Genomic DNA, 26,231 nt, shown 5'->3' with positions numbered 1-26,231 from the left:
GATTTCGAGATATTAATGTTCGGATTTCACGTTGACTTTTTCATTGTGCATTGATAAAATAAATGTGTTTGAAAGAGATAACGTTTTGAAAGGTTAACGGAGGTGCACGATATGTCTTCAGTAGTCGTAGTAGGTACGCAGTGGGGTGACGAAGGGAAAGGGAAAATTACCGATTTCCTTTCAGAAAATGCAGAGGTGATTGCCCGTTATCAAGGGGGAAACAATGCAGGTCACACAATCAAATTTGATGGAGTGACTTACAAGCTACACCTCATTCCGTCCGGTATTTTTTACAAAGAGAAAACTTGTGTCATCGGTAATGGAATGGTGGTTGATCCTAAAGCGTTGGTCACTGAGCTTGCGTATCTTCACGAACGGAATGTGAGTACAGATAACCTCAGAATCAGCAATAGAGCCCATGTCATTCTGCCTTATCACTTAAAATTGGACGAGGTAGAAGAAGAGCGGAAAGGGGCTAACAAGATCGGTACGACGAAAAAAGGAATCGGACCAGCTTATATGGACAAAGCTGCCCGCGTCGGAATCCGTATCGCAGATTTATTAGATCGTGAAGTATTTGAAGAGAAGCTTGCCCGTAATCTAGAAGAGAAAAATCGTCTTTTAGAGAAAATGTACGACACAGAAGGCTTCAAAATTGAAGATATTTTAGATGAGTATTATGAATATGGTCAGCAAGTGAAAAAATATGTCGTGGACACATCTGTTGTATTGAACGATGCTCTAGATGAAGGCCGCCGTGTTCTTTTTGAAGGGGCACAAGGCGTTATGCTTGATATCGATCAAGGGACATATCCGTTCGTGACGTCATCTAACCCAGTGGCTGGAGGCGTGACGATTGGTTCTGGTGTAGGTCCTACGAAAATTCAACATGTGGTCGGCGTATCAAAAGCTTACACAACTCGTGTAGGTGATGGCCCATTCCCGACAGAACTCCATGATGAAATTGGCGATCAAATCCGTGAAGTTGGCCGTGAATACGGTACGACAACTGGCCGCCCGCGTCGTGTTGGCTGGTTTGACAGTGTTGTTGTCCGTCATGCGCGCCGTGTGAGCGGAATTACAGATTTATCTCTTAACTCCATCGATGTACTGACAGGGATTGAGAAATTGAAAATCTGTGTTGCTTATAAATTGAACGGAGAAATCACTGAAGAATTCCCAGCAAGCCTTAATGAATTAGCGAAATGTGAACCTGTCTACGAAGAAATGCCAGGTTGGACAGAGGATATTACAGGCGTGAAGAATTTAAGCGAACTGCCTGCAAATGCCCGTCATTACTTAGAGCGTATTTCACAATTAACAGGTATTCCACTTTCTATTTTCTCAGTCGGACCAGACCGTTCCCAAACGAACGTTGTCCGCAGCGTGTACCGTCCATCATTATAGACTGATCAGACACCAGTAAAATCACACATTTTACTGGTGTCTTTTTTTGTTTAAATATTCCTTAATTTCTACGGAACGCTCTTCCTGTCATTACCAAAATATGATAACTGTATAAAAGGGAAGGAGCGTTCTAGTGAAAGAAAGAATACGATTATTAGATATTTTACGAGGTTTTGCGATATTAGGTACATTGGGTACAAACGTCTGGTTTTTTGCATACGCAGGGGATACCTTTTCGACAGATCAGATTGCGGATGAATATGAAAATGGTAGTTTTCTTGAAAGTCTTGTCTCTATGTTCGTTTATGGCAAAATGCTATCGTTGCTCACAATCATGTTTGGTGTAGGGCTAGAGCTGAAATACCAGCAGGCGAAAAGAAAAAATATGACTTGGCCGGGTACATATTTATGGATTCTTTTATTCTTATTGATTGAAGGCTTTGTCCATTTTGCGCTAGTGATGGAATATGATGTGCTCATGAGTTACGCCGTCACGGGTTTGCTTGTGGCGTTTATTGTCCGTGGAGGAAGTCGGCGCATCAAAAAAGGCATGATTGTCTCGGGTGTCATTCATTTGTTGGTGACGGCTTTTCTCGTTGTATTTTCTATCTCTGAATTGGAAAATGAATCCTATGACGAGAGCAGTGAACCAGCGTACGAAGAACAACTGCCGGAGACATGGATATCTCAAGTTCAAGACCGATTACAGCACTTTTTGATGTATCGAGAAGAAGCAATCTTTATTATCCCAATGAATACCTTTTTGTTTTTATTAGGTGTGCGGATGATGAGAGCCGGTGTATTTTATGCAAATGAGCGTGGGCAATCTCTGCGGAAAACATTGTTCCGAATGGGTTTGTGGATTGGACTGCCGCTGAATGCGCTCGTCTTCGTACCAAATGACATAGTAGAATTTGTGGTGCGCTATGTGTTTTCACCATTCCTCTCTATTTTCTATATTGCTGTCGTGGCGAAGCTTCTAGCACGCACGGAGTCATGGTTCATGTGGACTTGGTTTGAATATGTAGGGAAAATGGCGCTTAGCTGCTATATCCTGCAAAATGTCATCTGCTCTATCCTTTTTTACAGCTGGGGATTGGGTCTTGGCGGTCAAATCAACGCCCCCCTTATCGTCTTGTCATGGTTGTTGATCTCCCTGCTGCAAATCGCGATTTCAGCCCTTTGCTTACACGTCTGGCGAATCGGGCCAATGGAGTATATCAGATCACGGGCACTTCGCCGTGTGACAATGAAGAAAGCATCTTAAAGGGGAATAGATACAATGTTTTTCAAAAAAACGACGAAAAGAGAACAAGCCAATGCACAAAAAGCAGCAGGATCGGCGTTTGTTTTTTATCTTCTAGCATTAGGAGGACATGCGTCTTACGCTTTTTTTCAAGGTGAGAGTACACCTGTGACTTTTGTGATTTTAATGACAGGTCTTCTTGTGTTTTTCACCGCAGATTGGCTATACAACAAAAAACATTCATAAAAAAGAAGCCCTCTGATGAGAGCTTCTTTTTTATTTTAGGCTTTTATATTGGCCTTTTAAATTTTTACGAATATATTGAATGATTTTGCGCAGTTCGTTGGCATGCGGTCTGCCAAATGGACTTGTTTGTCTTTGCTGATAGAGGACTTGGCCTTTTTCGTTTAATAAGAAATAGGCAGGTTCTCCGTGCACCCCGTGATCTTCATATGGGGCATCTTCCCCGTGATAGAAGACTTCATAGGCTTTCAATGATGTGAGGTCTTGGTCAGACATGATGGGGAAAGAAAGTCCCTCTTTGTCTGCAAATTCTTTCAAGTCTTCAGGATTATCCGTTGAGATTGTCATTAAGTGAATATCCTTGTCTTGAAAATAGGATTGCTGTTTTTCCAGCTCTTTTAATTCTTCGACACATACTGGGCACCATGATCCTCTAAAGAAAACGATAAGGTGCCAGCTTTGATGCTCCTCTAAATGTTTGTAAAACTCAATGTGATCGCCCTGCACTGTTGGCAGTGAAAAATCGGGCATTTTATCTCCTAATTTAAATGAACTCATCCTATGCTTCCTCCTTTTTCAATCACCATGCTGTTTGTTTCTTGTATAACCAATATTGGTCGGAATCAAACGTTTCTGTGTGCTGGATTGGGCAGTAGCCATTAATTGAATGAAGGCGCTTTCGGATTTAGGCGATGTAACAGAAGATATCAAATCCGACACTTTTTTTAAAAAAATGTCGAAAAACGTATTGCCATATGTAATTACTCTATGATATTATAAATCTCGTTGTTGCAAAGGTCTCTGAAACTTGTTAAGATGCGATTTTCCAGCTTTTAAAGCGATTGGTTTGACGCAATACAGCTTCTTCAGATTCACTTTTCACAAACCGAGAGCCATTAGCTCAGTTGGTAGAGCATCTGACTTTTAATCAGAGGGTCGAAGGTTCGAGTCCTTCATGGCTCACCATGTTTTGGCCCGTTGGTCAAGCGGTTAAGACACCGCCCTTTCACGGCGGTAACACGGGTTCGAATCCCGTACGGGTCATTGATTTACTTTAGCGTTAAGCTAATTTTTCCTCACTTGCTTGAAGGAGCACCACGATTGCTTTTTCGGGCAAGTTACTGAGGTCCGGTAGTTCAGTTGGTTAGAATGCCTGCCTGTCACGCAGGAGGTCGCGGGTTCGAGTCCCGTCCGGACCGCCATTTATACATATTCATCTTTTGATGATGGCTCGGTAGCTCAGTTGGTAGAGCAACGGACTGAAAATCCGTGTGTCGGCGGTTCGATTCCGTCCCGAGCCACTTCCAAACGCATCTGCAATCGCAGGTGCGTTTTTATTATGAAAAGAAGGCATAAAAAGGGAGAAGCCGGACCTAGGTAGGGCCCGGCTCCATAAGAAGAAGACGTTACATGTATATAGACGTTTGGTGACTGGAAAAGTTTCAATAAAAAAGGAAAAAGTCATCAAATCTATTGGGTGAAGTTCTTCTATCCAACGTTTACTAGCAAAGAAAGCCGTTATTATTTTTATCTTTGCCTCGTAAAACGTTATAATAGACAGTGAGCCTTTTTTTCGTAAATGAAAAAGGCGTAATGAGACATGCAAAATGGAATGACATAGATGCTAAAAATGCAGGAGGAAATCACAATGGAAAAAAAGATTCTTGTCGTAGATGATGAAAAGCCGATTGCGGATATATTGGAATTTAACTTAAGAAAAGAGGGCTACGAGGTTCATTGTGCGTATGATGGAAATGAGGCCCTTGAAATGGTAGAAGAAATTAAGCCAGACATTATTTTGCTCGACATTATGCTGCCGAACAAAGATGGCGTTGAAGTATGCCGTGAAGTGAGAAAGAAATATGACATGCCGATTATCATGCTGACAGCAAAAGACTCTGAAATCGATAAAGTCATTGGTCTTGAGCTTGGCGCAGACGATTATGTCACAAAGCCATTCAGTACACGCGAGCTGCTTGCACGTGTAAAAGCAAATTTAAGAAGACAGACGGCTGCTCCGCAATCAGAGGAAGAATCTGAATCAAATGATATCGAGATTGGTTCACTTGTGATCTACCCAGATGCGTATGTCGTGTCTAAGCGTGACGAAACGATTGAGCTAACGCATCGTGAGTTCGAATTGCTTCATTACTTAGCGAAACATATTGGACAAGTCATGACACGTGAGCACTTACTGCAAACGGTTTGGGGCTACGATTACTTCGGAGATGTCCGTACAGTAGACGTGACAGTCCGCCGTCTTCGTGAAAAAATTGAAGACAACCCTAGCCACCCGAGCTGGATCGTAACAAGACGAGGCGTCGGCTACTATTTAAGAAACCCAGAGCAGGACTAAGATTCTTATGAGTAAAGTAGGTTTTTTTCGCTCGATTCACTTTAAATTGACCTTGATTTATGTGCTGCTGATCATTGTCGCCATGCAGATTATTGGCGTGTACTTTGTGAAGCAGCTAGAGCAGTCCTTAATTAATTCCTATGATAATTCCTTGAATCAGCGAATCTACTCGTTATCGTATTACCTAGAACAAGATTCATCGAAAAGCAAGGCAGAATTAAAAGAGGATGCTCAAAAGATACTAAATGATTTTAACAACAAAGATGAGTCTAATGAAATTTCTGAAGTCAGTTATATTGACGAAAGCAGAGAGGTCATTGCCTCTGTGAATAACGGCAGTCAAGAGATTGCCGGGAAGAAAATCACAGATCAAATCATTAGCCGTATTTTCGCGGTTGGCAAAGACTACGAGAAAAAATTCTATGACCCAGAATCGAATAAACGAGTCCGCATATCGGCGACAGCCGTGAAAAATGAGAACCAAGAAACCGTTGGTGTCATTTATGTGGTCTCATCCATGGAAAGTGTTTTTAACCAAATGCGAACGATCAACACCATTTTGGCGACGGGTACACTCATCGCACTTGGGACGACCGCTCTACTTGGTATATTCATATTCAGAACCATTACACACCCAATTTCGGATATGAGAAAGCAAGCGATCGAGCTCGCCAAAGGGAACTTTTCCAGAAAGGTCCGAAAGTATGGACATGATGAGATTGGTCAGCTAGCGACGACATTTAACCATCTGACGAGAGAGCTGGAGGAAGCGCAGCTGATGACAGAGGGTGAGAGGAAAAAGCTTTCTTCTGTTATCGCCTATATGACCGATGGCGTCATTGCCACGAATCAAAACGGTGCCATTATTCTATTAAACAGCCCGGCACTAGAGCTTTTGAATGTTTCACGTGAAACAGCTCTAGAGATGCCGATCACATCCTTGCTTGGCTTAGAAGAAACTCATACATTTGAAGATCTAGTCGAAAATCAAGACTCCATGCTGCTAGAAATTGAACGTGAAGATCAACTGTCTGTTTTGCGTGTCAATTTCTCAGTGATTCAGAAAGAGCATGGGAAAATTGATGGTTTAATTGCAGTCATTTATGACGTAACCGAGCAGGAAAAAATTGATGCGGAACGTCGTGAATTCGTGGCGAACGTATCGCATGAGCTGCGCACACCGCTTACGACGATGCGAAGCTATCTTGAGGCACTCGCTGAAGGTGCGATTGGTGATAAAGAGCTTGCGCCAAGGTTCCTCAGTGTCACGCAAAATGAAACAGAGCGCATGATTAGACTTGTGAATGACCTGCTTCAGCTGTCTAAATTCGACAGCAAGGATTATCAATTCAATCGTGAGTGGACGAATTTTATCAGGTTTATCTCGCTCGTCATTGATCGTTTTGAAATGACGAAGGAGCAGCATGTCGATTTCATCCGCAACTTGCCGCAGCGTGAAATATATGTGGAAATTGATCAAGATAAAATCACTCAGGTGCTCGATAATATCATTTCCAATGCTATGAAATACTCGCCAGAGGGTGGACACATTACGTTCACTGTCGATTTGGATGAGGAGCAAGGTCTTGTGTTATTCAGTGTCAAAGATGAAGGAATCGGTATTCCGAAGAAGGATATGGATAAAATCTTTGAACGTTTTTATCGAGTGGATAAGGCAAGAACAAGAAAGCTTGGCGGAACCGGCCTAGGCCTTGCGATTGCAAAAGAAATGGTTCAGGCTCATGGCGGAGATATTTGGGCTGACAGCATTGAAGGAAAAGGAACAACGGTAACCTTTACCCTTCCGTACAATGAAGAACAAGAGGATGATTGGGATGAAGCGTGAGACCTTTAAAACCATTATATTGACAATCCTAATTGCGATCAGTCTTGTGTTTACGTGGAATATTTGGATGTTCCAGCCCGTCATGCAGGATCAGGCGGATGCCGGCACACAGGTCGTGGAAACGAAGAAGATTTCAAGCGACGAGCCTCGGAGTCTCATTGATGTCGTGAAGCCGCGTGAGATGTTCATCCATTCCAATGGAGAGCATTTCAAAGTGGATCAAAAGGAACTCTTCCAAAACTTTTGGAATGATGTGAGCCTGTGGGATGTCAAAGAGATTGCTGATGTGTCGGACCAATATTCCGAGCAGAAATTTAAGAATTTCTTCTATGGACGCGAGGGGCAAGGCAAAACATTGGATCTTGTGTTCAATGATCCGATTCCGATTGATATTTTCCAAGCGCTGTTTAAATGGCCGAATAAATCCATTGAATACAACTCGTTTGACCGGATGATTGTGCCGTTCGCTCAGCCGGATAAGGCCAATAAGAAAGTTTATTTGGTTTCATACAGCAAGGAATCGGTGCTTGAGCTGACGATTGAATCTGCCAACTATCGTAATCTGATGGATAGTATTGCAGCCGCTCAAAACGAGATGCCGCGCTATGATCTATATACTTTCTCTACGAATTCAAAACGAGATTTCCTTCTGCCGCAGAAGCAAAAGCAGCTTGAAGCGAAAATGTTCTTTATCGAAACGATTAAGACAAGCAAATTCAAGGACGCTTTGTTTACAGACCCAAGTCTAGTTGGGGAGGAGTCTAATTTAAACCGGACGGTATATACAGATGGAACGAGTCGTCTTGAAGCAAATCAAAAAGACCACCGCATCCAATATCAGCATCGTAATATCAATTCTAGTACCGTATTCCAAACGGGGGATTTGATCAAGCGAAGCGTGAAGTATTTCAATGATACCGGAAGTTTTACCGATAATTATCAATACTTCGGCATTAACAGCAACCAGCAGCTGTCCTTTAATATGTTTATGGATGGACTGCCGATCGTCAACAGCACAAAACATCCATTTGGTATGACATCACTTGAAGTACAATGGGCGAATGATGACATCTTGAGTTATAAGCGTCCAAACTACATTCTCGGCAACAAAGCGAGTCAGAGTGAACAGGTCAAACTGATGAATGGGACAGAGCTGAAAAACTTGATCATCAAGCAGACGAAGTATGATGATTTAGAGAAAATTGAACAGATTTTCCCTGCCTATCAAGCGACATCCACGGCATCAGATCAGGATCAAGCGATGTTTGTCTGGCTAGAGCCGGTATGGTGTATGAAATATAACGGAAAAACCGTCATTTTATCGAATGATTTGCTGACAGAGGGGAGCGAGAATCATGGAGTGGAATAAGACCAAAACGATCTTTATCCTAGCCTTTCTCGTTCTCGATATCTTTCTAGGTTTTCAATACTTTGAAAAGCGATCGACCGATCATTTTGCGATTATCGAAAAAACAGATACGCTGGAAGAAATGAAGGCAGACGGAATCAAATATGGCAATCTATCAGATGAAGCGAAGATTGGATACCGCATTACAGCTGAGAAAAAGCAATATACGAAAAAGGATGTCGACGGATTAGCTGATCAAAAGACGAAAAGCACATTCCCGAAAACCGAGAAAGATGATCCTGTCACCCTGCTTGAAATGACCTTCAATAAACCAGTCGCATTGCCGAAAAAAGATATGAAAACAGCAGCGACCAATCTTGTGAGCCAGCGTTTACTGGATGGCAAGAATTATAAGCTCTGGAGCATCGATGAAGAAACAGGTGAAATCGTCTTTTTCCAAACGTATAAAGGAAAATACATCTTCCAAGAAGGTCTTGATGACACCGAAACCATTGGGAAGATCACATTGGATGTGAACGATCAAAACGAGGTCGTCTCGTATCGGCAGTCGATGGTGACATCGATTAATGAAGTGAGAAAAGAGACCCTTGTCCCGGCGCTTGAAACGGTGAAGGACTTATATACACAAAATATGCTGAGCCAAAACACGACAGTGAAAAAAGTGGAGCTTGGCTACTACACGCAATACCCAGGTGCAAGCACTCAAGTAATGGTTCCTGTATGGCGAGTAGAGATTGAAGGCGTGGCAACTGGTTCAAAGAAAAAGACAGAAGAAGAATATTTGATCAATGCCATTGATGGCTCAACACTTGATCATATAGAGAAAGAAGACAAATCTTCATTGGAGTGAGAGAACATGAGCTTGCAGTTCAGTGTACTAGCGAGCGGAAGTACGGGGAACGCTTTTTATTTAGAAACAGACGAGCATGCTTTTTTAGTAGATGCGGGCTTAAGCGGCAAACAGATGGTAGAGCTGCTTGGTCAAATCGATCGCAAGCCGGAAGACTTGGACGGAATTTTTGTCACACACGAGCACTCAGATCATATTAAAGGACTCGGTGTGATGGCAAGAAAGTACAAGCTTCCTGTCTATGCAAATGCGAAAACATGGAAGGCGATGGAGTCACATATTGGGAAAGTGGATACGGAGCAGAAATTCCACTTTGATATGGAGACGGTTCAATCATTCGGCGGTCTCGATGTTGAATCATTTGGCGTATCACATGATGCGGCAGAGCCCATGTTTTACGTATTCCATTATGGCGGGCGTAAACTTGCCCTTATGACGGATACAGGCTATGTGAGTGACCGGATGAAAGGGATTATTAAATCAGCCAATACGTTCGTATTTGAGAGCAACCATGATGTCGGCATGCTGCAAATGGGGCGCTACCCATGGAGTATTAAACGCAGAATTTTGAGCGATGTCGGACACGTATCCAATGAAGATGCAGCTCTTGCTATGACAGACGTGATTGGAGACGCCACCTCACGCATTTATTTGGCCCACTTGAGTCAAGACAACAACATGAAGGACTTAGCCCGTATGGCGGTCCAGCAGACGCTTGAAATGAAGGGCTTTGTTGTAGGGGACGGCTTTGATTTATATGATACGGACCCGAAAAAAGCAACCCCGCTTTGCGCCGTATGATTTTTACAATCGTATGATTAAGATAAGAGCTTCTTACCAACACTATATACATCATCTATTCACTGAAAGGAAGGAAACATAGTGGATTATCGCGATGTAGAGTGGAAGCCGAGACGAAGCAGAAAAGGATATTTCCTATCTGGTCTGATCGGTGTATTGGTAGGAGCTTTTTTAATGGGATTCTTTTTCCCCTATGTGTCTGGACAAAGCGGCAGCCCCTTTGGCTGGCAGTCAGCTGGAGATCAGCAGGCATCAGATGGCCCTTTAAAGACCGTCAATGTGAACGTGAATGATGCGGTCACAAAAGTGGTATCGAGTATGTCAGATACAGTTGTCGGCGTCATTAACATTCAAAAGTCGAGCTTTTGGGAAGAAGGCGGTGAAGCAGGCAGCGGGTCAGGTGTGATTTATAAAAAAAAGGGTGACACCTTTTATATCGTGACCAACCATCATGTCATCAAAGGCGCAAACCAGCTTGAAGTGAGCCTTCAGGACGGGACAAGGATCGGGGCAAATCTTGTCGGCAGTGATCAGCTTATGGATTTAGCGGTACTCACGGTCAAAAGTGATAAGATCAAGAAAACCGCCGCCTTCGGCAATTCAGACCATGTCAAACCAGGTGAGCCTGTCATCGCCATTGGAAATCCATTAGGCCTTGAATTTGCTGGCTCCGTCACACAAGGTGTGATTTCTGGAACGGAGCGTGCGATCCCTGTTGATTCTAATGGTGATGGACAGACGGATTGGAATGCGGAAGTTTTGCAAACGGATGCCGCCATTAATCCTGGGAACAGCGGCGGAGCCTTGATTAATATGGACGGGAAAGTGATCGGCATCAATTCAATGAAGATTGCTGAGTCAGAGGTGGAAGGGATTGGGCTGTCTATTCCTGCGAACCTGGTGATCCCTGTCATAGAGGATTTAGAGCGCTATGGAGAGGTGAAGCGTCCGTACCTTGGTGTTGGGATGAAATCACTAGCAGATATTGCGAGCTATCATTGGCAGGAAACGTTAAAACTGCCATCAAAGGTCACAACCGGAGTCGTTGTGATGAGTGTCGAGCCTTTGTCTCCAGCAGGAAAAGCGGGGTTAAAAGAGCTGGATGTCGTGACGTCATTTGACGGCAAGGAAGTACAAAATATCGTCGATCTGCGTAAATATCTTTATCAAAAGAAAGTCGGCGACAAGGTAAAGGTGCAATTTTACCGAAGCGGAAAGAAAAAATCAGTCGAGATCAAGCTCTCCCAAACCGATCAGTTCGGTGGCTAGCCAGTTCCTATAAGGGACTGGCTTTTTTTACATGCCCGGCATATGATAAAGAAAAGGGGGAGATACGATTGGTCACATTACTACCAATGTCGCAAACAGATTATGACGTCTTGATAGAGAAGGCCATTAAGCGGTACGCAGAAGAAAAGGTACACGCAGGGACGTGGAATCAGGAAGAAGCGCAAAAGAACGCAGAGGAACAATTTGACCGGCTGCTTCCTGAAGGACTTCAGACAGAAGATCATGAGTTGTGGAACATCTTACATGGAGAAGAAGCCATTGGATGGGTATGGCTTTGCTATGATCCAGATCATCCCCAGCATGAAGGATTTATTTATAATTTTATTTTGTTTGAAGCGTATCGAGGAAAAGGATTGGCAAAACAGGCCATGACGGCATTAGAAGAGCAGGCAAAGTCATTAGGTGTGAAGAAACTATCGCTGCATGTCTTTGCTCATAATCAAATCGCCCGCTCACTTTATGAGAAAACGGGATTTGCTGAGACTGGGATTTACATGAGCAAACCTTTATAAAAAAAGAGAAGTACCGTGCAGTGAGCGTACGGTACTTTTTTATGTTGACATCATGGCATCTTGCGCCGTGACTCGGTATAGGTCGACTTTGCATTTCACAAACGCACGGATGATGGCTGGGACTTGAGCTTCTGAACGAATCAACAATGAGGTCTCGTCATCTCTGATCACAAGGTCTGTTCCCACACTTTGTAAGTACTGCGTGAGAACAGGCTTCACCTCATCATCAATCCATGCATGCTTGAAGGTGGCACGAATGGTTGAGGACGTGATGGTTTTCTCTTGAGGATGAGTACTTGAGGACACGATTTTTCCTTCAGATATGAAAGCTGTTTTGGTACAAATAGGTTGGGTGAACCTTGGCTCGTCTGCTGTTAAAAAGACGGTTTTTCCTTCAAATTTTAACGATTCAATCACCCGCTGGATATGTAAGATAGAATCTGCATCAATATCCGCAAAAGGCTCATCAAGTAAAATAAAGTCAGGCCGATGAGCGATGGCCTGAGCCATTCCGAGCCGCTTCTTCATCCCAGGTGTAAAGGCACCGACTTTCTCTTGATGATAACGATGTAAGCCAACAAATTCGAGTAATTCTTCATAATAGCTCGTTTTCTGCCGAGTACCCGTAATTTTCGATAAATAGGCAATATGCTCAATAGCAGTCAGCCCTTCATATAAATCTGTATATTCAGGCAGAACACCGATATGATGACGTACTTTTTTTAACGACGTCATGTTCATCATGATAAATGTGCCAGAGGTGGGGCGGGAGATCCCTGTAATGATATTAAAAAAGGTCGTCTTACCAGCACCCTTCGGTCCAATGAGGCCGAAGATATCCCCTTGATGGATATCAAGATCAATATGATCTATTGCGACTTTTGTCCGATATTTTTTTGTCAGCCCTTTTGTGTGAAGCACTTAGACATCCCTCCTCTGAAACAGTAGTGCAGTTCCAACGAGTAAGACAACAGTCAATGCGGCATTCATCAGCACATAGGTCAGCGGTTCACTCCAGCGAGCATAATAGTAAGGCGTCACGTATTGGAACCAGTGAATCAACCGTTCTGAAGAAAGAACAGACATCATGCTCATGATTGGAAATAGAAAGGAAAACAACATGCCAACAAACATCGATTTCTGTGGTGTTGGAAAGAGCATGGACAAAAACAAAGCACAGGAGATGCCGACACTGATAAACGTTAATATTTTTAAGGCATCAGAGAACAGAAAACGATGTGAAATCACCATATTTAATATATATGTGGTCATAATGCAACTGAGCCAAAACAGCATCAGTCCAAGATATTTCCCGATGACAATGTTTAAACGGGTCGTTTTGCTGACGAGAAAACGAATGGTTTTCAAATGAATTTCACGGCTCAAAATATCATGAGATAATAAAAAAATAAGGAAGAAACCAAATAACGAAATCACTAGTTCATTCCCAATGGAATAGGGGTCTTTTGCCTGTTCCCACTTCCCTTGATAAGCAGCTATAAATGGAAGACTTGATACAAAAGTAGATAAAATGAAAATAATAACAATTGTTAAGATGGATTTTGTGCTTTTGAAGAGCTGCTTAAATTCATTCATACAGATGGTCCACACACACTGTACCTCCCTTCATCTTTATTATACCGCTAGAAAAGAAAGACACCATATCTCGCTCTTTAACATTTGCTTAAATTTTATAAAAAAGAAGACTCTTCCAAAACAGTTAACTCATTTTTAAAAATGTTCAGAAAAATATCTTGATTTATCAAAAAACATCATGTATGATAGCTTTAATTCAAGATAGTTAAACAGGCAATGACGAGAGAAAGTACAATCATCAATTTTTCCACAGAGAGCTTCGGCAGCTGAAAAGAAGCAAAAATAATGATTCGAAAAATGGTCTCTGAGCCTCGTGCTGAACATATCCATGATATTAGTAGGTGACGACGAGAGTTGGTACTCGTTATCAAAACCACAGTATATGAGCCAAATTGGAGCTTTGTACTTGTAGAGGCTGTTTAGCGCGAGCAAACAGTAAATAAAGGTGGTACCACGAGACAAATACCTCGTCCTTATGATTCATAGATAAGGATGGGGTATTTTTTATTGTCCACTTTTTTTTCATACAAATGTTCCACGTGAAACACCACAACCATTTTTTCAAATGAAAGGGAGATTAACATGAGTGAACATGCATTGGTTTTACAATCAGATTTCGGTATTGATGATGGAGCGGTCAGCGCAATGTACGGCGTAGCCAATACAGTGAGCAGCGGCATCCGCATTTTTGATTTAACTCACAACATTCCCCAATATGACATTTGGGAAGCGTCTTATCGCTTGCTTCAGACGGTTACATATTGGCCGGAAGAAACGGTATTTGTCTCCGTTGTTGATCCAGGCGTTGGATCAGAGCGAAAGAGCCTTGTCGTCAAAACAGCAAGCTCACACTACATCATCACACCAGATAATGGGACACTTACGCATGTCGCACAGGATATTGGCATCGTGGAGGCTCGGTATTTAGATGAAACCATCAACCGTCTGCCGAAGTCAGGAAAATCACATACATTCCATGGTAGAGACATTTACGCCTATACAGGCGCGAGAATTGCTTCAGGTGTGATTTCTTTTGAAGAGGTCGGGCCAAAGGCGAATATAGAGGACATTATTCACCTTCCAGTCGTACAAGCTTATGCGGAAGAAGAAGTGATCACAGGGACGATTGATATTTTAGATGTGCGGTTCGGAAACCTATGGACAAACATTCATCATACGTTATTTGAACAGCTTTCAATCAATTATGGGGATGCAATAGAAGTTACCATTGCCAACGGGCCAAAAAATGTGTATAAAAATATCATGACCTATGGACGATCTTTTGCCGATTTAAAGGTAGGCGAACCACTCGTATATGTCAATTCACTCGATCATTTAGGCGTGGCGATCAATCAAGGGTCATTTGCAAAGGCTTATAACATCGGTACAGGCACAGGCTGGCGCCTTTCGATTCGCAAAGCTCCGCGCATTATATATGAATAAGAGGAGGAAACATCATGGCAGGTAAACAACTTTCAACGAAAACTGTCGTTGCCATCGGAATTGGCGCAGCCGTCTTTGTCATTTTAGGACGCTTCGTCTCCATTCCAACTGGGATTCCGAATACACAAATTGAAACATCGTACGCGTTCCTTGCATTAATGGCCGTGCTATTTGGTCCTGTTGCAGGCGCATTGATTGGATTTATTGGCCATCTCATTAAAGATGCCACCACATTTGGACCTTGGTGGAGCTGGATTATCGTTTCGGGTGTTGTTGGTTTATTGATCGGCCTCATTTCGAACCGTTTAAAAGTAGAAGAGGGCGACTTTGGCTGGAAAAAAATCACGCTCTTCAACGCCGTCCAAGCTGGCGCACAAGCATTAGGCTGGTTTGTCATTGCGCCGGTACTCGACATTGTGATCTATGCAGAACCTGCAAATAAAGTGTTTGTTCAAGGCATCGTAGCAGGAATCTCAAACATCATCACAGTCGGTGTACTAGGCACCATCATTATTGCGGCTTATGCGAAAACAAGAAGCAAAAGCGGCAGTCTATCGAAAGAAACATCATGAAGCAAGGTGGAACACATAAATGAAGAAACCGATGATTCAATTCGAACATTTCGGATTCAAGTATCGCAGTCAGGCAGAACCAACATTGAAAGATATCAACCTGACCATCTATGAAGGAGAAAAAGTCCTCATCGCAGGCCCGTCTGGATCGGGAAAAAGCACACTAGCCCATTGTATCAATGGGCTAGTTCCTGCGTCTTATAAAGGTTCTATGGAAGGAAGTCTTCACATCGGCGGGAAAAATGCAGAGAAAGAGAACATTTTCTCCCTCTCACAGCTCGTCGGAACGGTGCTGCAAGATCCTGATGGACAATTTATCGGGCTGACCGTTGGAGAAGATATCGCGTTCACACTAGAAAATGATCAAGTCACACGCGAAGAAATGAAAACACGTGTCGAGAAAGCGGCAAAATTAACAGAGGTAGACGGCAAACTGGCATCATCCGTGCATGAGCTGTCAGGCGGTCAAAAACAACGTGTTGCCATCGCAGGCGTACTTGTCAACGATGTCGACATTTTGCTGTTTGATGAACCACTGGCAAGCCTTGATCCCGCAACAGGTAAAGAAGTGATCGATCTCATTGACCGTCTGCAAAAAGAAACGAAAAAAACGGTCGTGATGGTGGAACATCGATTGGAAGACGTCCTCTTCCGCCATGTCGACCGCATCATCGTTGTCAATGACGGCACGATTGCAGCGGATATGACACCAGATGAATTGCTCGCCTCAAATGTATTAGAAGCGGCGTATTTACGTGAGCCTTTATATGTGAGAGCGATGAAATATGCAGGTATTCCGATTGCAGCAGGAGATCAGATCGCTAATTTACAGCATCTCACCTTAAATGACGAGGCAAAAGAGAAAATCGAACAATGGATGGAAGCATCTGAGCCATCAGTCGAGCAGAATGAAGCGCCGGATTTACTAGAAGTGCGTGAGCTGAGCTTTGATTATCCGACAAGACCAAACACGCTGAGCAACATCTCTTTTAACGTCAAAAAAGGAGAAATGATCAGCATCGCCGGTGCCAATGGCGCAGGCAAGACGACACTATCCAAGGTGCTCTGCGCATTTGAAAAGCCAACAAAAGGGACAATCCTTTTAAATGGCAATGACATCACAGGAGACACCATCAAACAGCGCTCCGAACGAATCGGTGTCGTCATGCAAAACCCAAATCAAATGATTTCGAAACAAATGATTTTTGATGAAGTCGCACTCGGTCTCGTTTTAAGAGGTGTACAGGAAGACGACATCAAGGATCGTGTAGAGCGAGTCCTGAAAGTGTGCGGGCTGTATCCATTTCGGAACTGGCCGATCTCAGCCCTCAGCTTTGGACAGAAAAAGCGCGTCACCATTGCATCCATTCTTGTGTTAGAGCCAGAAATCATCATTTTAGATGAGCCAACGGCCGGTCAAGATTTTAGACATTACACAGAGATGATGACGTTTTTAGAGCAATTAAATCAGCAGGGCGTCACGATTTTGATGATCACCCATGATATGCATCTCATGCTCGAATACACGACAAGAACCATCGTCATTTCAGATGGAGAAAAAATCGCAGATGATACACCAGCCAAAGTGCTGACAGATCAGTTGCTAGTCCAAAAGGCGAGCTTAAAAGAAACGTCGCTGTATGAACTGGCGCTAAAAGCAGACTGGCCAAATCCAAATGAACTCGTGGATCGCTTCATTGAGGTTGACAGAAAGGAACGAATGACATGGCTGTAGACATGCTGTCTTATATCGATCGCCCATCGCCAATTCACCGGCTGACAGGGGCAACCAAACTCATTTGCTTTATCCTCTGGTCATCCGCAGCGATGCTCACATATGATACAGGCGTATTAGTGTTTATGCTAGTTGCCAGTATCGTGTTCTTTCAGCTATCAAACGTACGATTTCGTGATATCTCTTTCGTAGTGATTGTCTTGGCGATTTTTCTTGTCATCAATAACATCGCCATTTACGTCTTTGCGCCTCAGCAAGGTGTCGCCATCTATGGAGCGAAGCACGAGCTGTTTCACATTGCAGGCTGGTACAATGTCACACTTGAACAGCTTTTCTATCAATTGAACATTACACTGAAATACGTGACCGTGATGCCAGCGGCGCTTTTGTTTATCGTGACAACAAATCCAAGTGAATTCGCCTCATCGCTCAGCAGAATCGGGGTCAGCTACCGGATTTCGTATGCGGTAGCGATTGCTCTGCGCTACATCCCAGATATTCAGCGTGATTTTCGAACGATTGCCATTTCTCAGCAAGCAAGAGGCATTGATTTATCGAAGAATGAAAAACTGGGAAAACGGATTAAAAATGCGCTGTCGATTGTGATGCCGCTGATTTTCTCCAGCCTAGAGCGGATTGAAACGATCAGCAATGCGATGGAACTGCGCGGGTTTGGAAAGCATAAAAAGCGCACATGGTTTACGGCGAAAGACTTTCAAAAAGCAGATTATGCGGCGTTAATCTTTGTTGGAGCGGTACTGATTGTGTCGCTAGTGATTACATTTGTTAGAGGAACGAGATTTTATAATCCATTTTTATAGGAAGGAGCCTTCACAGGAGTGGAGGCTTTTTTATTTGGTTTGTGGATAAAAGGTGTGGAAAATGGTAAAAGACTATTAACATGTGAATAAATCGGTTATATTGAACAATGAGCGAAACACATGTGAATAACCAAACAACATATTGGAGGAATTAGAAACTTATGAACAAATCACTTTATGCTTGTGCAGAACATATAGAAACCGTATTAGACATGTACATAGATGATCACGAAACACCGCCAGAATTCAGAAAAATCGAACATACACACAGCTTATCCACAACCTGTGAATTGTGCGATGAACCTGCAATATATATAGTGGGGAACGAATGATCGGACACAAAATACACAAATTTTATCCACAATTGTTGATAACTTATATGAATAACTTGTTCTTAAGGTGGGGATGACCTGTGAATATATCAATTATCACAGTAGGAAAATTAAAAGAGAAATATTTAAAGCAAGGCATAGCCGAATACACAAAACGATTACAGGCATACGCAAAAATCGAGATCATTGAGCTCGCGGACGAAAAAGCACCCGAGAATCTTAGTGATCAAGACATGAAAATCATCAAAGACAAAGAAGGAGAACGCATCCTAAGCAAAATCAACCCAGACGCCCACGTCATCGCCCTCGCCATCGAAGGAAAAATGAAAACTTCCGAAGAATTAGCCGATACAATAGATAAGCTGGCAACATACGGAAAAAGTAAGGTGTGTTTTGTCATAGGCGGATCCCTTGGGTTAAGCGATGCTGTCATGCAGCGTGCGAATGAGAAACTGTCGTTTTCGAAAATGACGTTCCCGCATCAGTTGATGAGGTTGGTGTTGGTGGAGCAGATTTATCGGGCGTTTCGGATTGTGCGGGGTGAGCCTTATCATAAGTAAGTGAGGTTTTTTTATCATCCTACCATAATTAATAGTGTCTTGATGTAAAAGGTTTAGCTTAATGATCTAAAAAGATGTCTTTGCTAGGCATTGTAAACTTAAATCTTATGAATATCTGATAATGATACATTAAACTTTTCATTCGCTGTCTGCTCTGTTTTATCTTTTGTTGATGCATCATAGGAAAATCATTGAATTTTTCAATAACCAATATTTTTACTTTTTAAAATCGATAGGTTTATTCTTACTGTTGATTTTTTATGTCTAATTCCATAACTTATTTAAACAATAGTGAGTAGAAGAAATATGAATGATAATGAACCTATTTAGTGAAATTGTAGAGACTGACAATTTCTGTTAAAATATTATTCAATTGAATGAAGTTTTATTGAAATTAGGTAAGAAAATTAAATAATAGGAGACACAACTTGAAAAAATAAAATAAAAATAGATATGGATATCGCACTTGAACAGGCATTAAAAATATCTGGTGTAAAGATAGAGAAAGCTTTCTGACCAATACCTTTTCAGAACTTGTATCTCCAGCACATTATCCATATTGATTTTCAAGATAGCATACTAGAAAAAGATTCATAATTCTAATTATTAATCGGTTTTATAAATTAAATGTATTAAAAGAAAGGAGAATAAATAATGGCTACATCTATAGAAGTAAATAAACAGAGTGTAAAGCAACTGTTAGAAACAGGAAAAGTAAATAAATTTATTATTCCTGAATATCAACGTCCGTATGCATGGACTGACGAACAGATTCAAACGCTTTTTGAAGACTTAACAGAGTATACAGAAAATGATAATGGAAGCACTTATTTTCTAGGAACGATTGTTTCTTATGAAAATGATAGTGGTGAACAAGAAATTATAGACGGTCAGCAGCGAATTACGTCTTTATTCTTATTGTTACGAGCGCTTTACTTCAAACTTAAATCAATGAAAGAAACAAAAGAAGTAGCAAACTTTAAAGCACAAATAGAATCAGCATTGTGGGAACAAGATGAATTAACAGCTGAGGTTAACTTTGAAAAAGCTCTTATTGAATCTAGAGTTATAAGTGATGAGGGAAACAAAATTTTTGGTCAGATTCTTGTTAACGGGACTACTAAAGAAACTGCAAAAGATAACTATTCACTTAACTATAAATTATTTACAGAGTTAATTGAGAATTATGCTTCAAATGAACCGGAGTTATTTTTTTGGTTTATTAGGAATGTTTTAAACAAGGCAATTTTATTACCAATCACAGCTGATTCCCAAGATACAGCTTTAACGATCTTTTCAACTCTTAACGATAGAGGACTAGCTTTATCGGATGCTGATATTTTTAAAGCGAAAATCTATAATAATTTAAGTGTTGATATGAGGGCTGTTTTCATTGAGCAATGGCAACAACTTGATGATGAAGCGAAAGATGCTGGTGAAAGCATTCAAAAACTATTCTATTATTATATGTTCTATTTAAGAGCCTTAGAAAATGATCGAAATACTACAACTCCAGGTCTAAGAAAGTATTATTCAAGAAATAATTTTGAACAGTTATATAAAACTGATATTATTACAAACTTAAATTCAATGCTGAATTTATGGAGAGTGGTTAACAATCGTGTGGAAATAGAAGATGAGAATTGGTCTAAAAATATCGAGATTAAACAAATACTTGATGGGTTATCTTCGTATCCAAATGAATTTTGGAAGTATCCAGTAGTTATTTATTATCTTAATCATCATAAGTTACCAAATTTCGAAAACCTTTTTTTACGGTTTCTTAAAAATTTACTTGCTGTTTTGGCAGCTCGTTACATAGTTACGCCAACAATTAATGTAGTCAAGCGAGGGATTTTAAATCTAAACTCTGAAATTATTAATTCGCCTACACCTATATTTAATTTTAATAAGTTGGATGAACAAGAGCTAAAAATTAAGATTAAAACTGCGCATCGTAATACTGTTCGGATGATTCTAAAGATACTTGCTTATCAAAAGCAGGAGGAACTCCTTCCTGATAAATGGGAAATCGAGCATATACTACCTAGAAAATGGCAATCTAGTTATTTTCCAAATAATTCTGAGGAAGAGGTAAAAGAACTTGTGGAGCATTTGGGAAATAAAATACCTTTTGAAAAAAAGCTTAATATCATTGCAAGTAATGGATATTTTAAAAAGAAACAAGACAGCTACAATAAGTCTAAAGTTCAAATCTTATTAAATTTATCTAGCGAACATAAAGACTGGGGAATGAATGAAATTCGAGAAAGAGACATACGAATTTCTGACGAGCTATTAAATGTATTTAATGATTGGGGATTAAATCAACCCGATTTTCTAAGTAAAAGTGAAGAACAACCAACCCCAACCCCTGAAGATTTAAGAGCAATAAGGGAATTAAAAAGAAAAGGTCTAATTTAAAATTTATTTTTTAGAAGCTATGAATTTGAGTCACTTGTGTTATTTTCATAGCTTTAAAAATACTTAAAACTTCACTTAGATACGTCACGGAATTAAAAACATCAAATTAAATGAACAGTTAATAGAAATTAATTTTAAAAACTCTTAAAGGAGAAGAAGATAATTAAATCATTTATTATTACTTTTATTATATTACCTTCAATATTAGGAGCTGCAATGGCATTCACTGTAGAAATACTTCCCTTTATATGGAGTATCATTACACATAAAGGGACAAACTTAGCGTTTAAAGATTTAGCGATTATATTTGTTTTAGGCTATGTAATGTGTCTAGTGAATATTGTATATTATAAGGCGTTCATTCACAAAATTAATAAAAACAAAAGTCACAACTAACATATAGATACAAACTAAAAGCTCTTAGCGATTGCTAAAGCAAAACTAAGCATCGTAATATGCATTATTAAAAAACAAATTATTCCTACATAGTTGGATAAAGGTATCTATCAATATCATCCTATTCAGGCATCCTTCAATGACTCAGTGTCTGGGGAGTTTAAAAAGATAGGATGAAGAGTAAATATGTTATTAGAGGAGGAAAAATGGCTTCATATGTCTTGTTACTAAAAGAATACGAAAATCACACTACTGTCATATATAGATTTGGTCCAAATGAAAATAGTATGGGGAAAATTGAATTGAATAAATTGACGAAAAAAGTTTCAGAGATAGAAGCTATACCCGATGAGAATATTCCTTCAAAATTTTATTTTGATAGAGCTGCTCAAAGGTTAGCAGTGTGTCTAATCAGAGAGGGAGGGGTATTCCCAGAAAGAACTGCTTTTGAGTCATAAAAAAGATTCAAACACAACTTTATATATAGGAAGATGAGATACATGAGTCATTTAATATACCATGCATATTTTCCCGAGAACCATGAGTTTCATGTTTCACAGCAAGAAGTCATGAACAGTGGCATTAAATATTCTACGAAGTCAAATTATAAATATAGTAATGGTGGAAGAGTGAAATTAGAGATCACAGAAAACTTAAGACCTTCCAATATTCCTAAATGGATTCATTTCAAAGAAGCAATCGGCGCTGATATAATCAATCGTTTTTCAGAGTCTTTTTGTTTCCCTATATTTACGGACAAGATATTTGTATTTGATCGTGATATTTCGCTTTCTATTTATGATCAAGCGTTCTATGAAGATATGAAAGAGTTTGATGAGGAAGCTTTAAATTTTGACACTGGAGAAACGATGGAATATTGGATTGCGCAGTACTGGAAAAGTATGATCCCACTCAAAGATTATTTGAGGAAAAGGCCTTATCCAAAGCCAGAGGTATTAATATTTGAACCTGTACCGAAGGAAATCATTAGTTTTTGTGTAGAGTGATAAGCAATTTCTAATTTAAATATAGTTCTAGAGATCTTGCAACATAAAATAATATTCTAATAACCTCATTTAAAGGCATCACGGTGAGCCTTATACATAAGTGAGTGGGATTTTAAAAAAACAGAAACAGCACCAATCCATTGTAGGTGCCACCTTAGCTATGTTAATTATATTTTTTCTAAAAAAGAATTGAAGACTTACACATGTAATTATCTTCAATTAATAGTACACGTCCAATAATATCTCCAGCAGCAGTTTTATCATTTAGAACCATTACAAGATTACCTCCAACAAGGTTTTTCTGAAGAACTTCAATTAAAGATATCAGTGAGAATATTAACTAAGAGGAGATGAATTTATTCATCTCCTCTAGCACATCCCATAAGGTTCCTATTGTTTCTCTTTTACAAGCTTGATGGTAAGAAAGAAAAGAATGAATAAGATAAAATAATTCATTGGATTCTTAAATATGCTCATCTCTAGTGAAATCTGTAATAGAATCCAGAGGAAAAAAATGATTAGTATAGATGGAATGATGATTTTATACACCATGATCACCTTCCCTTTAGGATAAAAAGAGAGTACCCTTTTTGCAATTCATTAAAAACAAGATGCAGCAGCTCCTGTCATTGCTCCGCCAACAGTACCTGTGATTGCACCAACTGCACCAGCGCCTACAGTTCCGATACCAGGTATTGTGACAGTTCCTACAGCAGCACCAGCAAGACCAAGCGTACCACCTCCGGTTACTGCCCCACCACTAGTACCTAGAATACATTTTCCGACAGATTGAGTACTGATTTTCCCGCTTGTTTTTTCACTCACAACTTTAATTAAAATCCCATTTTTAATTTTTTCATAATGCAAGGTAACAGGATGATTGTTTTTATCGGTCGATGTTTTAGGAAGAACTTGTTTTTCATTCGTTATTTGATCTTCCAATATAGCATTTCCTTTAGAATCGATATGAACATCAGCATGATCGAACGTCATCTTTAATTCACTATCATTAAGGTTCTCCACTTTATATGTGGCTTGTGACTTTGTGGCATTTGCATCTTTAGGTGAAATTGGTAGAGCCACGGCGCTCATCAGAAATAGAGATGCTACCAATTTGATTAGAGTGCTTTTTAATTTAATATTCATCACTTATCATCCTCCTTTGGATGCCATACTAACATAGCTATACATGCTGTTAAATGATGAAAAGATAAAATAAGTAAATAATAATGTTTTAAATGAAATTTAATAATGACTTTTTTCTTATTTTTTAAAGTTGCATCTGTATTTTTATATTTAGAGGTTTCGATCTGATAAATCAGTTGTGATTACTTTTAATAGTAAGCGCTGCTTTGGCATATAAAGAAAGATGTTGCCAGTAAGAGATATAAAAATCTTGAATTGATAATTCAATGAGAAATAATAACTAGGAGAGGTAATGGGAATTTCTTGTTTCTTATAAGTTTATTATTTAAAGATTTTCTGTATTAAATATCGTATTATATAAAATGAAAACAACTATTCCAATAAATGAAATCATAGTAGGAAAAACATACTGATCTTATTCTAGTTATAAATAGTTAAAGGAGACTTTCATGGGTATTAAAGCTGACTTTAAACGTGAAATGCGTAACGTAATAAAAGACGTAGAAAAAGAAATAAATAAAACATGGAAAATTGAATATAAAGGGCATTCTATAGAAATTTCAAACCAAATAAAAGAAGAGCAACTAATCATTGATGGTGTGACAGTTGATAAAAAACAACGAAAAAGTTTATTGACTCATATGATCCCTTATTCAAAATTGTCAGGGATATTGGAGCTTCAAGATGGTACAAAACACAAAGTGTCCGTTAAACTTGGTGGGTATGTACGATTTCGTTGTATGGTGAAGGTAGATCATGAAACGGTTTTAGATGAATCAATGAAGATAGACTTTCTCCCATGGGATCATAAAGAGAAAATCGTTCCCTTTATTCAACAACAAATTCAATCACATCATAAAATAGTAGACGACCGTTTACCCGATGAAGATTATTTATTTGACGAAAATGAACCACGATTGGCTCCCGGTTTATCTGATTATTATGTAGATGAACGACCTGCCCCTTTTTATGTGAAGAAACTATTGAAGCTTTTTGAAATACAACTGAATCATCCTACAAACGAAACTAGAAAAAAAACATATGAAAAAATCATTTCTAACAATATGGCGAGTCGCAACAGTGAGCTAATTGAACGATTTCAGCAAACACAATGGGATGAATCCCGTGTACAGCAAGAAGCGTTATGGCTTCTTGAACATGCGGCACATCGGGAGGTCGTCAAATTTGCAGTCATGATACTGGGATGTACAAACTGTGAAAAATACAAAGAGCTTTTATTCACAATAGGTATGCATGAAGAATTTACTTCTTATGTCGTGTTTGCATTGAAGAATGGCACAATTCAAGGAAACGAACATGTTTGGCGTCTTGCAAAGTCCGTCGATGGATGGGGAAAAATTTCGGCTGTTGAGCAATTGGAAGCTTCGACGCCAGAAATAAAACGTTGGTTACTAACAAAGGGCTGCGAAAATACAATCATGAATGAATACTTAGCCTATACTTGCGCTCTTAATGGTGATCTGGAAACAGCTTTATCAGAAGATGAAATTTCCAAAGAATTATATGATGGAGCGAGTCTCATCATTCAAGCATTATTAGAAGATGAGGTTTCTATCTACGGAATCGATGAGTATTCAAATGCAAGCTCAGTTCTCTTCCGATTTATTCACCATGCTCATAAGCACTGCCAAACAATTGAGGACTTTTATCCAATATTGAAAATAAATGAGTTTTTAAATGATGAACAAGAGATTTGGGAAGACCGATTGAATGATTCATGGAAACAGGACGATTATAAGGCTATCCAGGAAGCTGTTCAACCGTTTATCAATGACAGTAGATGGCCAAAGCTTGCAACCGATTCGTTACAACAGGGTTTTAGCTCCCAAGCACTTGAAATCGCTCTCTTTTATCGTTTAGATGTGATTGAGCATCTATTTGCTTTACTTGAGAAAGATCCGACAAATAGTGAAATATACTTTGCTGTGATGGACACAAATCATCACCAGCATATTAGAGAGCTTTGTACATTTGCAGAAACACATTTATCGTTATCAAACCTCTCAGATGATGAAGTGGCTTGTCTACAATATATTGTGCAAGATTTATATGAACACGACGGTGTAGGATTGCCATTGATTCAAGCTGCACTTAGATCAAATGATGGAAATTTACAGTATCATGCTTTAAGTGTATTAAAAGAATGGTCTCCTTCGTATTCTCAGCAAGCGGCCACAAGAGAATTGATTGAACATATTGCTGTGAAGACAAAGGATAAAGAAGATCGAAAGTTAGCCAAATACTTATTAAAGAAATAG

At 40.0% G+C, this 26,231-nt stretch carries 25 protein-coding genes, 4 tRNA genes and 1 other annotated feature; of the genes, 24 read left to right on the top strand and 5 right to left on the bottom strand.

Annotated features, from left to right (window positions below):
- The first annotated feature begins 111 nt into the window (after positions 1–111).
- The 3 genes from AC0VYC_RS18925 to AC0VYC_RS18915 all read left to right on the top strand — a co-directional run bounded on the left by AC0VYC_RS18925 (position 112) and on the right by AC0VYC_RS18915 (position 2,899).
- Positions 112–1,407 carry an adenylosuccinate synthase gene (locus tag AC0VYC_RS18925; RefSeq protein WP_007497400.1) on the top strand — a complete coding sequence of 432 codons (1,296 nt, stop codon included), beginning with the start codon at positions 112–114 and terminating at the stop codon, positions 1,405–1,407.
- Between the two features lie 133 nt (positions 1,408–1,540).
- Positions 1,541–2,674, top strand: coding sequence for a DUF418 domain-containing protein (locus AC0VYC_RS18920; protein ID WP_475389080.1), 1,134 nt, complete (start codon positions 1,541–1,543; stop codon positions 2,672–2,674).
- A gap of 15 nt (positions 2,675–2,689) precedes the next feature.
- Positions 2,690–2,899 carry a hypothetical protein gene (locus AC0VYC_RS18915; protein WP_024718463.1) on the top strand — a complete coding sequence of 70 codons (210 nt, stop codon included), beginning with the start codon at positions 2,690–2,692 and terminating at the stop codon, positions 2,897–2,899.
- A 30-nt stretch (positions 2,900–2,929) separates the two neighbouring features.
- Here AC0VYC_RS18915 and AC0VYC_RS18910 read toward each other — a convergent pair whose 3' ends face one another.
- Positions 2,930–3,454 (bottom strand): peroxiredoxin family protein, encoded by a 525-nt coding sequence (locus tag AC0VYC_RS18910; RefSeq protein ID WP_007497396.1) that lies wholly within the window; start codon positions 3,452–3,454, stop codon positions 2,930–2,932.
- 332 nt (positions 3,455–3,786) lie between these two features.
- Between AC0VYC_RS18910 and AC0VYC_RS18905 the strand changes: the two genes are divergently transcribed.
- The 11 genes from AC0VYC_RS18905 (at position 3,787) to AC0VYC_RS18855 (ending at position 11,920) form a co-directional block, all read left to right on the top strand.
- Positions 3,787–3,862, top strand: a tRNA-Lys gene (locus AC0VYC_RS18905).
- Between the two features lie 6 nt (positions 3,863–3,868).
- Positions 3,869–3,940 (top strand) — tRNA-Glu (locus AC0VYC_RS18900).
- Between the two features lie 81 nt (positions 3,941–4,021).
- Positions 4,022–4,098, top strand: a tRNA-Asp gene (locus AC0VYC_RS18895).
- A gap of 26 nt (positions 4,099–4,124) precedes the next feature.
- Positions 4,125–4,197 (top strand) — tRNA-Phe (locus AC0VYC_RS18890).
- A gap of 347 nt (positions 4,198–4,544) precedes the next feature.
- A complete protein-coding gene (gene yycF / locus AC0VYC_RS18885) occupies positions 4,545–5,252 on the top strand; it encodes a response regulator YycF (RefSeq protein ID WP_017359978.1) in 708 nt (235 codons plus the stop codon).
- A gap of 7 nt (positions 5,253–5,259) precedes the next feature.
- Positions 5,260–7,098 carry a cell wall metabolism sensor histidine kinase WalK gene (walK, locus tag AC0VYC_RS18880; protein ID WP_007497390.1) on the top strand — a complete coding sequence of 613 codons (1,839 nt, stop codon included), beginning with the start codon at positions 5,260–5,262 and terminating at the stop codon, positions 7,096–7,098.
- Complete coding sequence (gene yycH, locus AC0VYC_RS18875; RefSeq protein ID WP_024718466.1) at positions 7,088–8,467, top strand: two-component system activity regulator YycH; 1,380 nt, start codon at positions 7,088–7,090, stop codon at positions 8,465–8,467. The genes walK and yycH overlap by 11 nt, the downstream gene beginning before the upstream one ends.
- On the top strand, positions 8,454–9,317 hold the full coding sequence (locus AC0VYC_RS18870; protein ID WP_024718467.1) for a two-component system regulatory protein YycI: 864 nt from the start codon (positions 8,454–8,456) through the stop codon (positions 9,315–9,317). The genes yycH and AC0VYC_RS18870 overlap by 14 nt, the downstream gene beginning before the upstream one ends.
- Before the next feature lie 6 nt (positions 9,318–9,323).
- The gene (locus tag AC0VYC_RS18865; protein ID WP_007497388.1) at positions 9,324–10,118 is read left to right on the top strand and encodes an MBL fold metallo-hydrolase; all 795 of its coding nucleotides are present in this window, start codon (positions 9,324–9,326) and stop codon (positions 10,116–10,118) included.
- Between the two features lie 81 nt (positions 10,119–10,199).
- The gene (locus tag AC0VYC_RS18860; protein ID WP_035704177.1) at positions 10,200–11,387 is read left to right on the top strand and encodes a S1C family serine protease; all 1,188 of its coding nucleotides are present in this window, start codon (positions 10,200–10,202) and stop codon (positions 11,385–11,387) included.
- A 68-nt stretch (positions 11,388–11,455) separates the two neighbouring features.
- Positions 11,456–11,920, top strand: a complete 465-nt coding sequence (locus AC0VYC_RS18855) for a GNAT family N-acetyltransferase (protein ID WP_017368440.1) — start codon at positions 11,456–11,458, stop codon at positions 11,918–11,920.
- A 39-nt stretch (positions 11,921–11,959) separates the two neighbouring features.
- Here AC0VYC_RS18855 and AC0VYC_RS18850 read toward each other — a convergent pair whose 3' ends face one another.
- Together AC0VYC_RS18850 and AC0VYC_RS18845 are read right to left on the bottom strand one after the other, a co-directional pair.
- Entirely contained in the window at positions 11,960–12,841 is an 882-nt protein-coding gene (locus AC0VYC_RS18850) for an ABC transporter ATP-binding protein (RefSeq protein ID WP_017359972.1), read from the bottom strand.
- Positions 12,842–13,531, bottom strand: a complete 690-nt coding sequence (locus AC0VYC_RS18845) for an ABC transporter permease (protein ID WP_008347476.1) — start codon at positions 13,529–13,531, stop codon at positions 12,842–12,844. It abuts the gene before it with no gap.
- Positions 13,532–13,723: 192 nt separating this feature from the next.
- Positions 13,724–13,994 (top strand) — a binding site (T-box leader).
- 104 nt (positions 13,995–14,098) lie between these two features.
- On the opposite strand from AC0VYC_RS18845, the gene AC0VYC_RS18840 reads away from it, so the two are divergent.
- The 9 genes from AC0VYC_RS18840 (at position 14,099) to AC0VYC_RS18800 (ending at position 22,806) form a co-directional block, all read left to right on the top strand.
- A complete protein-coding gene (locus AC0VYC_RS18840; RefSeq protein WP_475389074.1) occupies positions 14,099–14,959 on the top strand; it encodes an SAM hydrolase/SAM-dependent halogenase family protein in 861 nt (286 codons plus the stop codon).
- 14 nt (positions 14,960–14,973) lie between these two features.
- A complete protein-coding gene (locus AC0VYC_RS18835; protein WP_041508071.1) occupies positions 14,974–15,531 on the top strand; it encodes an ECF-type riboflavin transporter substrate-binding protein in 558 nt (185 codons plus the stop codon).
- A 19-nt stretch (positions 15,532–15,550) separates the two neighbouring features.
- The gene (locus AC0VYC_RS18830) at positions 15,551–17,266 is read left to right on the top strand and encodes an energy-coupling factor transporter ATPase (RefSeq protein WP_475389072.1); all 1,716 of its coding nucleotides are present in this window, start codon (positions 15,551–15,553) and stop codon (positions 17,264–17,266) included.
- Positions 17,257–18,087: an energy-coupling factor transporter transmembrane component T family protein gene (locus AC0VYC_RS18825; RefSeq protein ID WP_058336411.1), complete on the top strand. Its 831-nt coding sequence runs from the start codon at positions 17,257–17,259 to the stop codon at positions 18,085–18,087. Before AC0VYC_RS18830 ends, AC0VYC_RS18825 begins: the two co-directional genes overlap by 10 nt.
- A 161-nt stretch (positions 18,088–18,248) precedes the next feature.
- Positions 18,249–18,419 (top strand): CxxH/CxxC protein, encoded by a 171-nt coding sequence (locus AC0VYC_RS18820; RefSeq protein ID WP_008360116.1) that lies wholly within the window; start codon positions 18,249–18,251, stop codon positions 18,417–18,419.
- Positions 18,420–18,499: 80 nt separating this feature from the next.
- Entirely contained in the window at positions 18,500–18,979 is a 480-nt protein-coding gene (gene rlmH / locus AC0VYC_RS18815) for a 23S rRNA (pseudouridine(1915)-N(3))-methyltransferase RlmH (protein WP_025093694.1), read from the top strand.
- A 654-nt stretch (positions 18,980–19,633) separates the two neighbouring features.
- Positions 19,634–21,403 (top strand): DUF262 domain-containing protein, encoded by a 1,770-nt coding sequence (locus AC0VYC_RS18810; RefSeq protein WP_171465974.1) that lies wholly within the window; start codon positions 19,634–19,636, stop codon positions 21,401–21,403.
- Between the two features lie 602 nt (positions 21,404–22,005).
- Positions 22,006–22,257, top strand: coding sequence for a hypothetical protein (locus AC0VYC_RS18805; RefSeq protein WP_171465987.1), 252 nt, complete (start codon positions 22,006–22,008; stop codon positions 22,255–22,257).
- A gap of 42 nt (positions 22,258–22,299) precedes the next feature.
- A complete protein-coding gene (locus AC0VYC_RS18800) occupies positions 22,300–22,806 on the top strand; it encodes a DNA polymerase III (RefSeq protein ID WP_265154222.1) in 507 nt (168 codons plus the stop codon).
- A 390-nt stretch (positions 22,807–23,196) separates the two neighbouring features.
- Here AC0VYC_RS18800 and AC0VYC_RS18795 read toward each other — a convergent pair whose 3' ends face one another.
- Both AC0VYC_RS18795 and AC0VYC_RS18790 read right to left on the bottom strand, forming a co-directional pair.
- Positions 23,197–23,355, bottom strand: coding sequence for a hypothetical protein (locus AC0VYC_RS18795; protein ID WP_025093698.1), 159 nt, complete (start codon positions 23,353–23,355; stop codon positions 23,197–23,199).
- Positions 23,356–23,406: 51 nt separating this feature from the next.
- On the bottom strand, positions 23,407–23,952 hold the full coding sequence (locus tag AC0VYC_RS18790) for a Pathogenicity island protein (protein WP_475389068.1): 546 nt from the start codon (positions 23,950–23,952) through the stop codon (positions 23,407–23,409).
- Between the two features lie 449 nt (positions 23,953–24,401).
- Here AC0VYC_RS18790 and AC0VYC_RS18785 point away from each other — a divergent pair, with 449 nt between their 5' ends.
- Positions 24,402–26,231 carry a hypothetical protein gene (locus AC0VYC_RS18785; RefSeq protein ID WP_475389066.1) on the top strand — a complete coding sequence of 610 codons (1,830 nt, stop codon included), beginning with the start codon at positions 24,402–24,404 and terminating at the stop codon, positions 26,229–26,231.

It is taken from the genome of Bacillus sp. iso_77 (assembly GCF_056173625.1).
The sequence above is the reverse complement of the archived record's forward strand: the minus strand, read 5'-3'. Positions and strand labels throughout refer to the sequence as shown.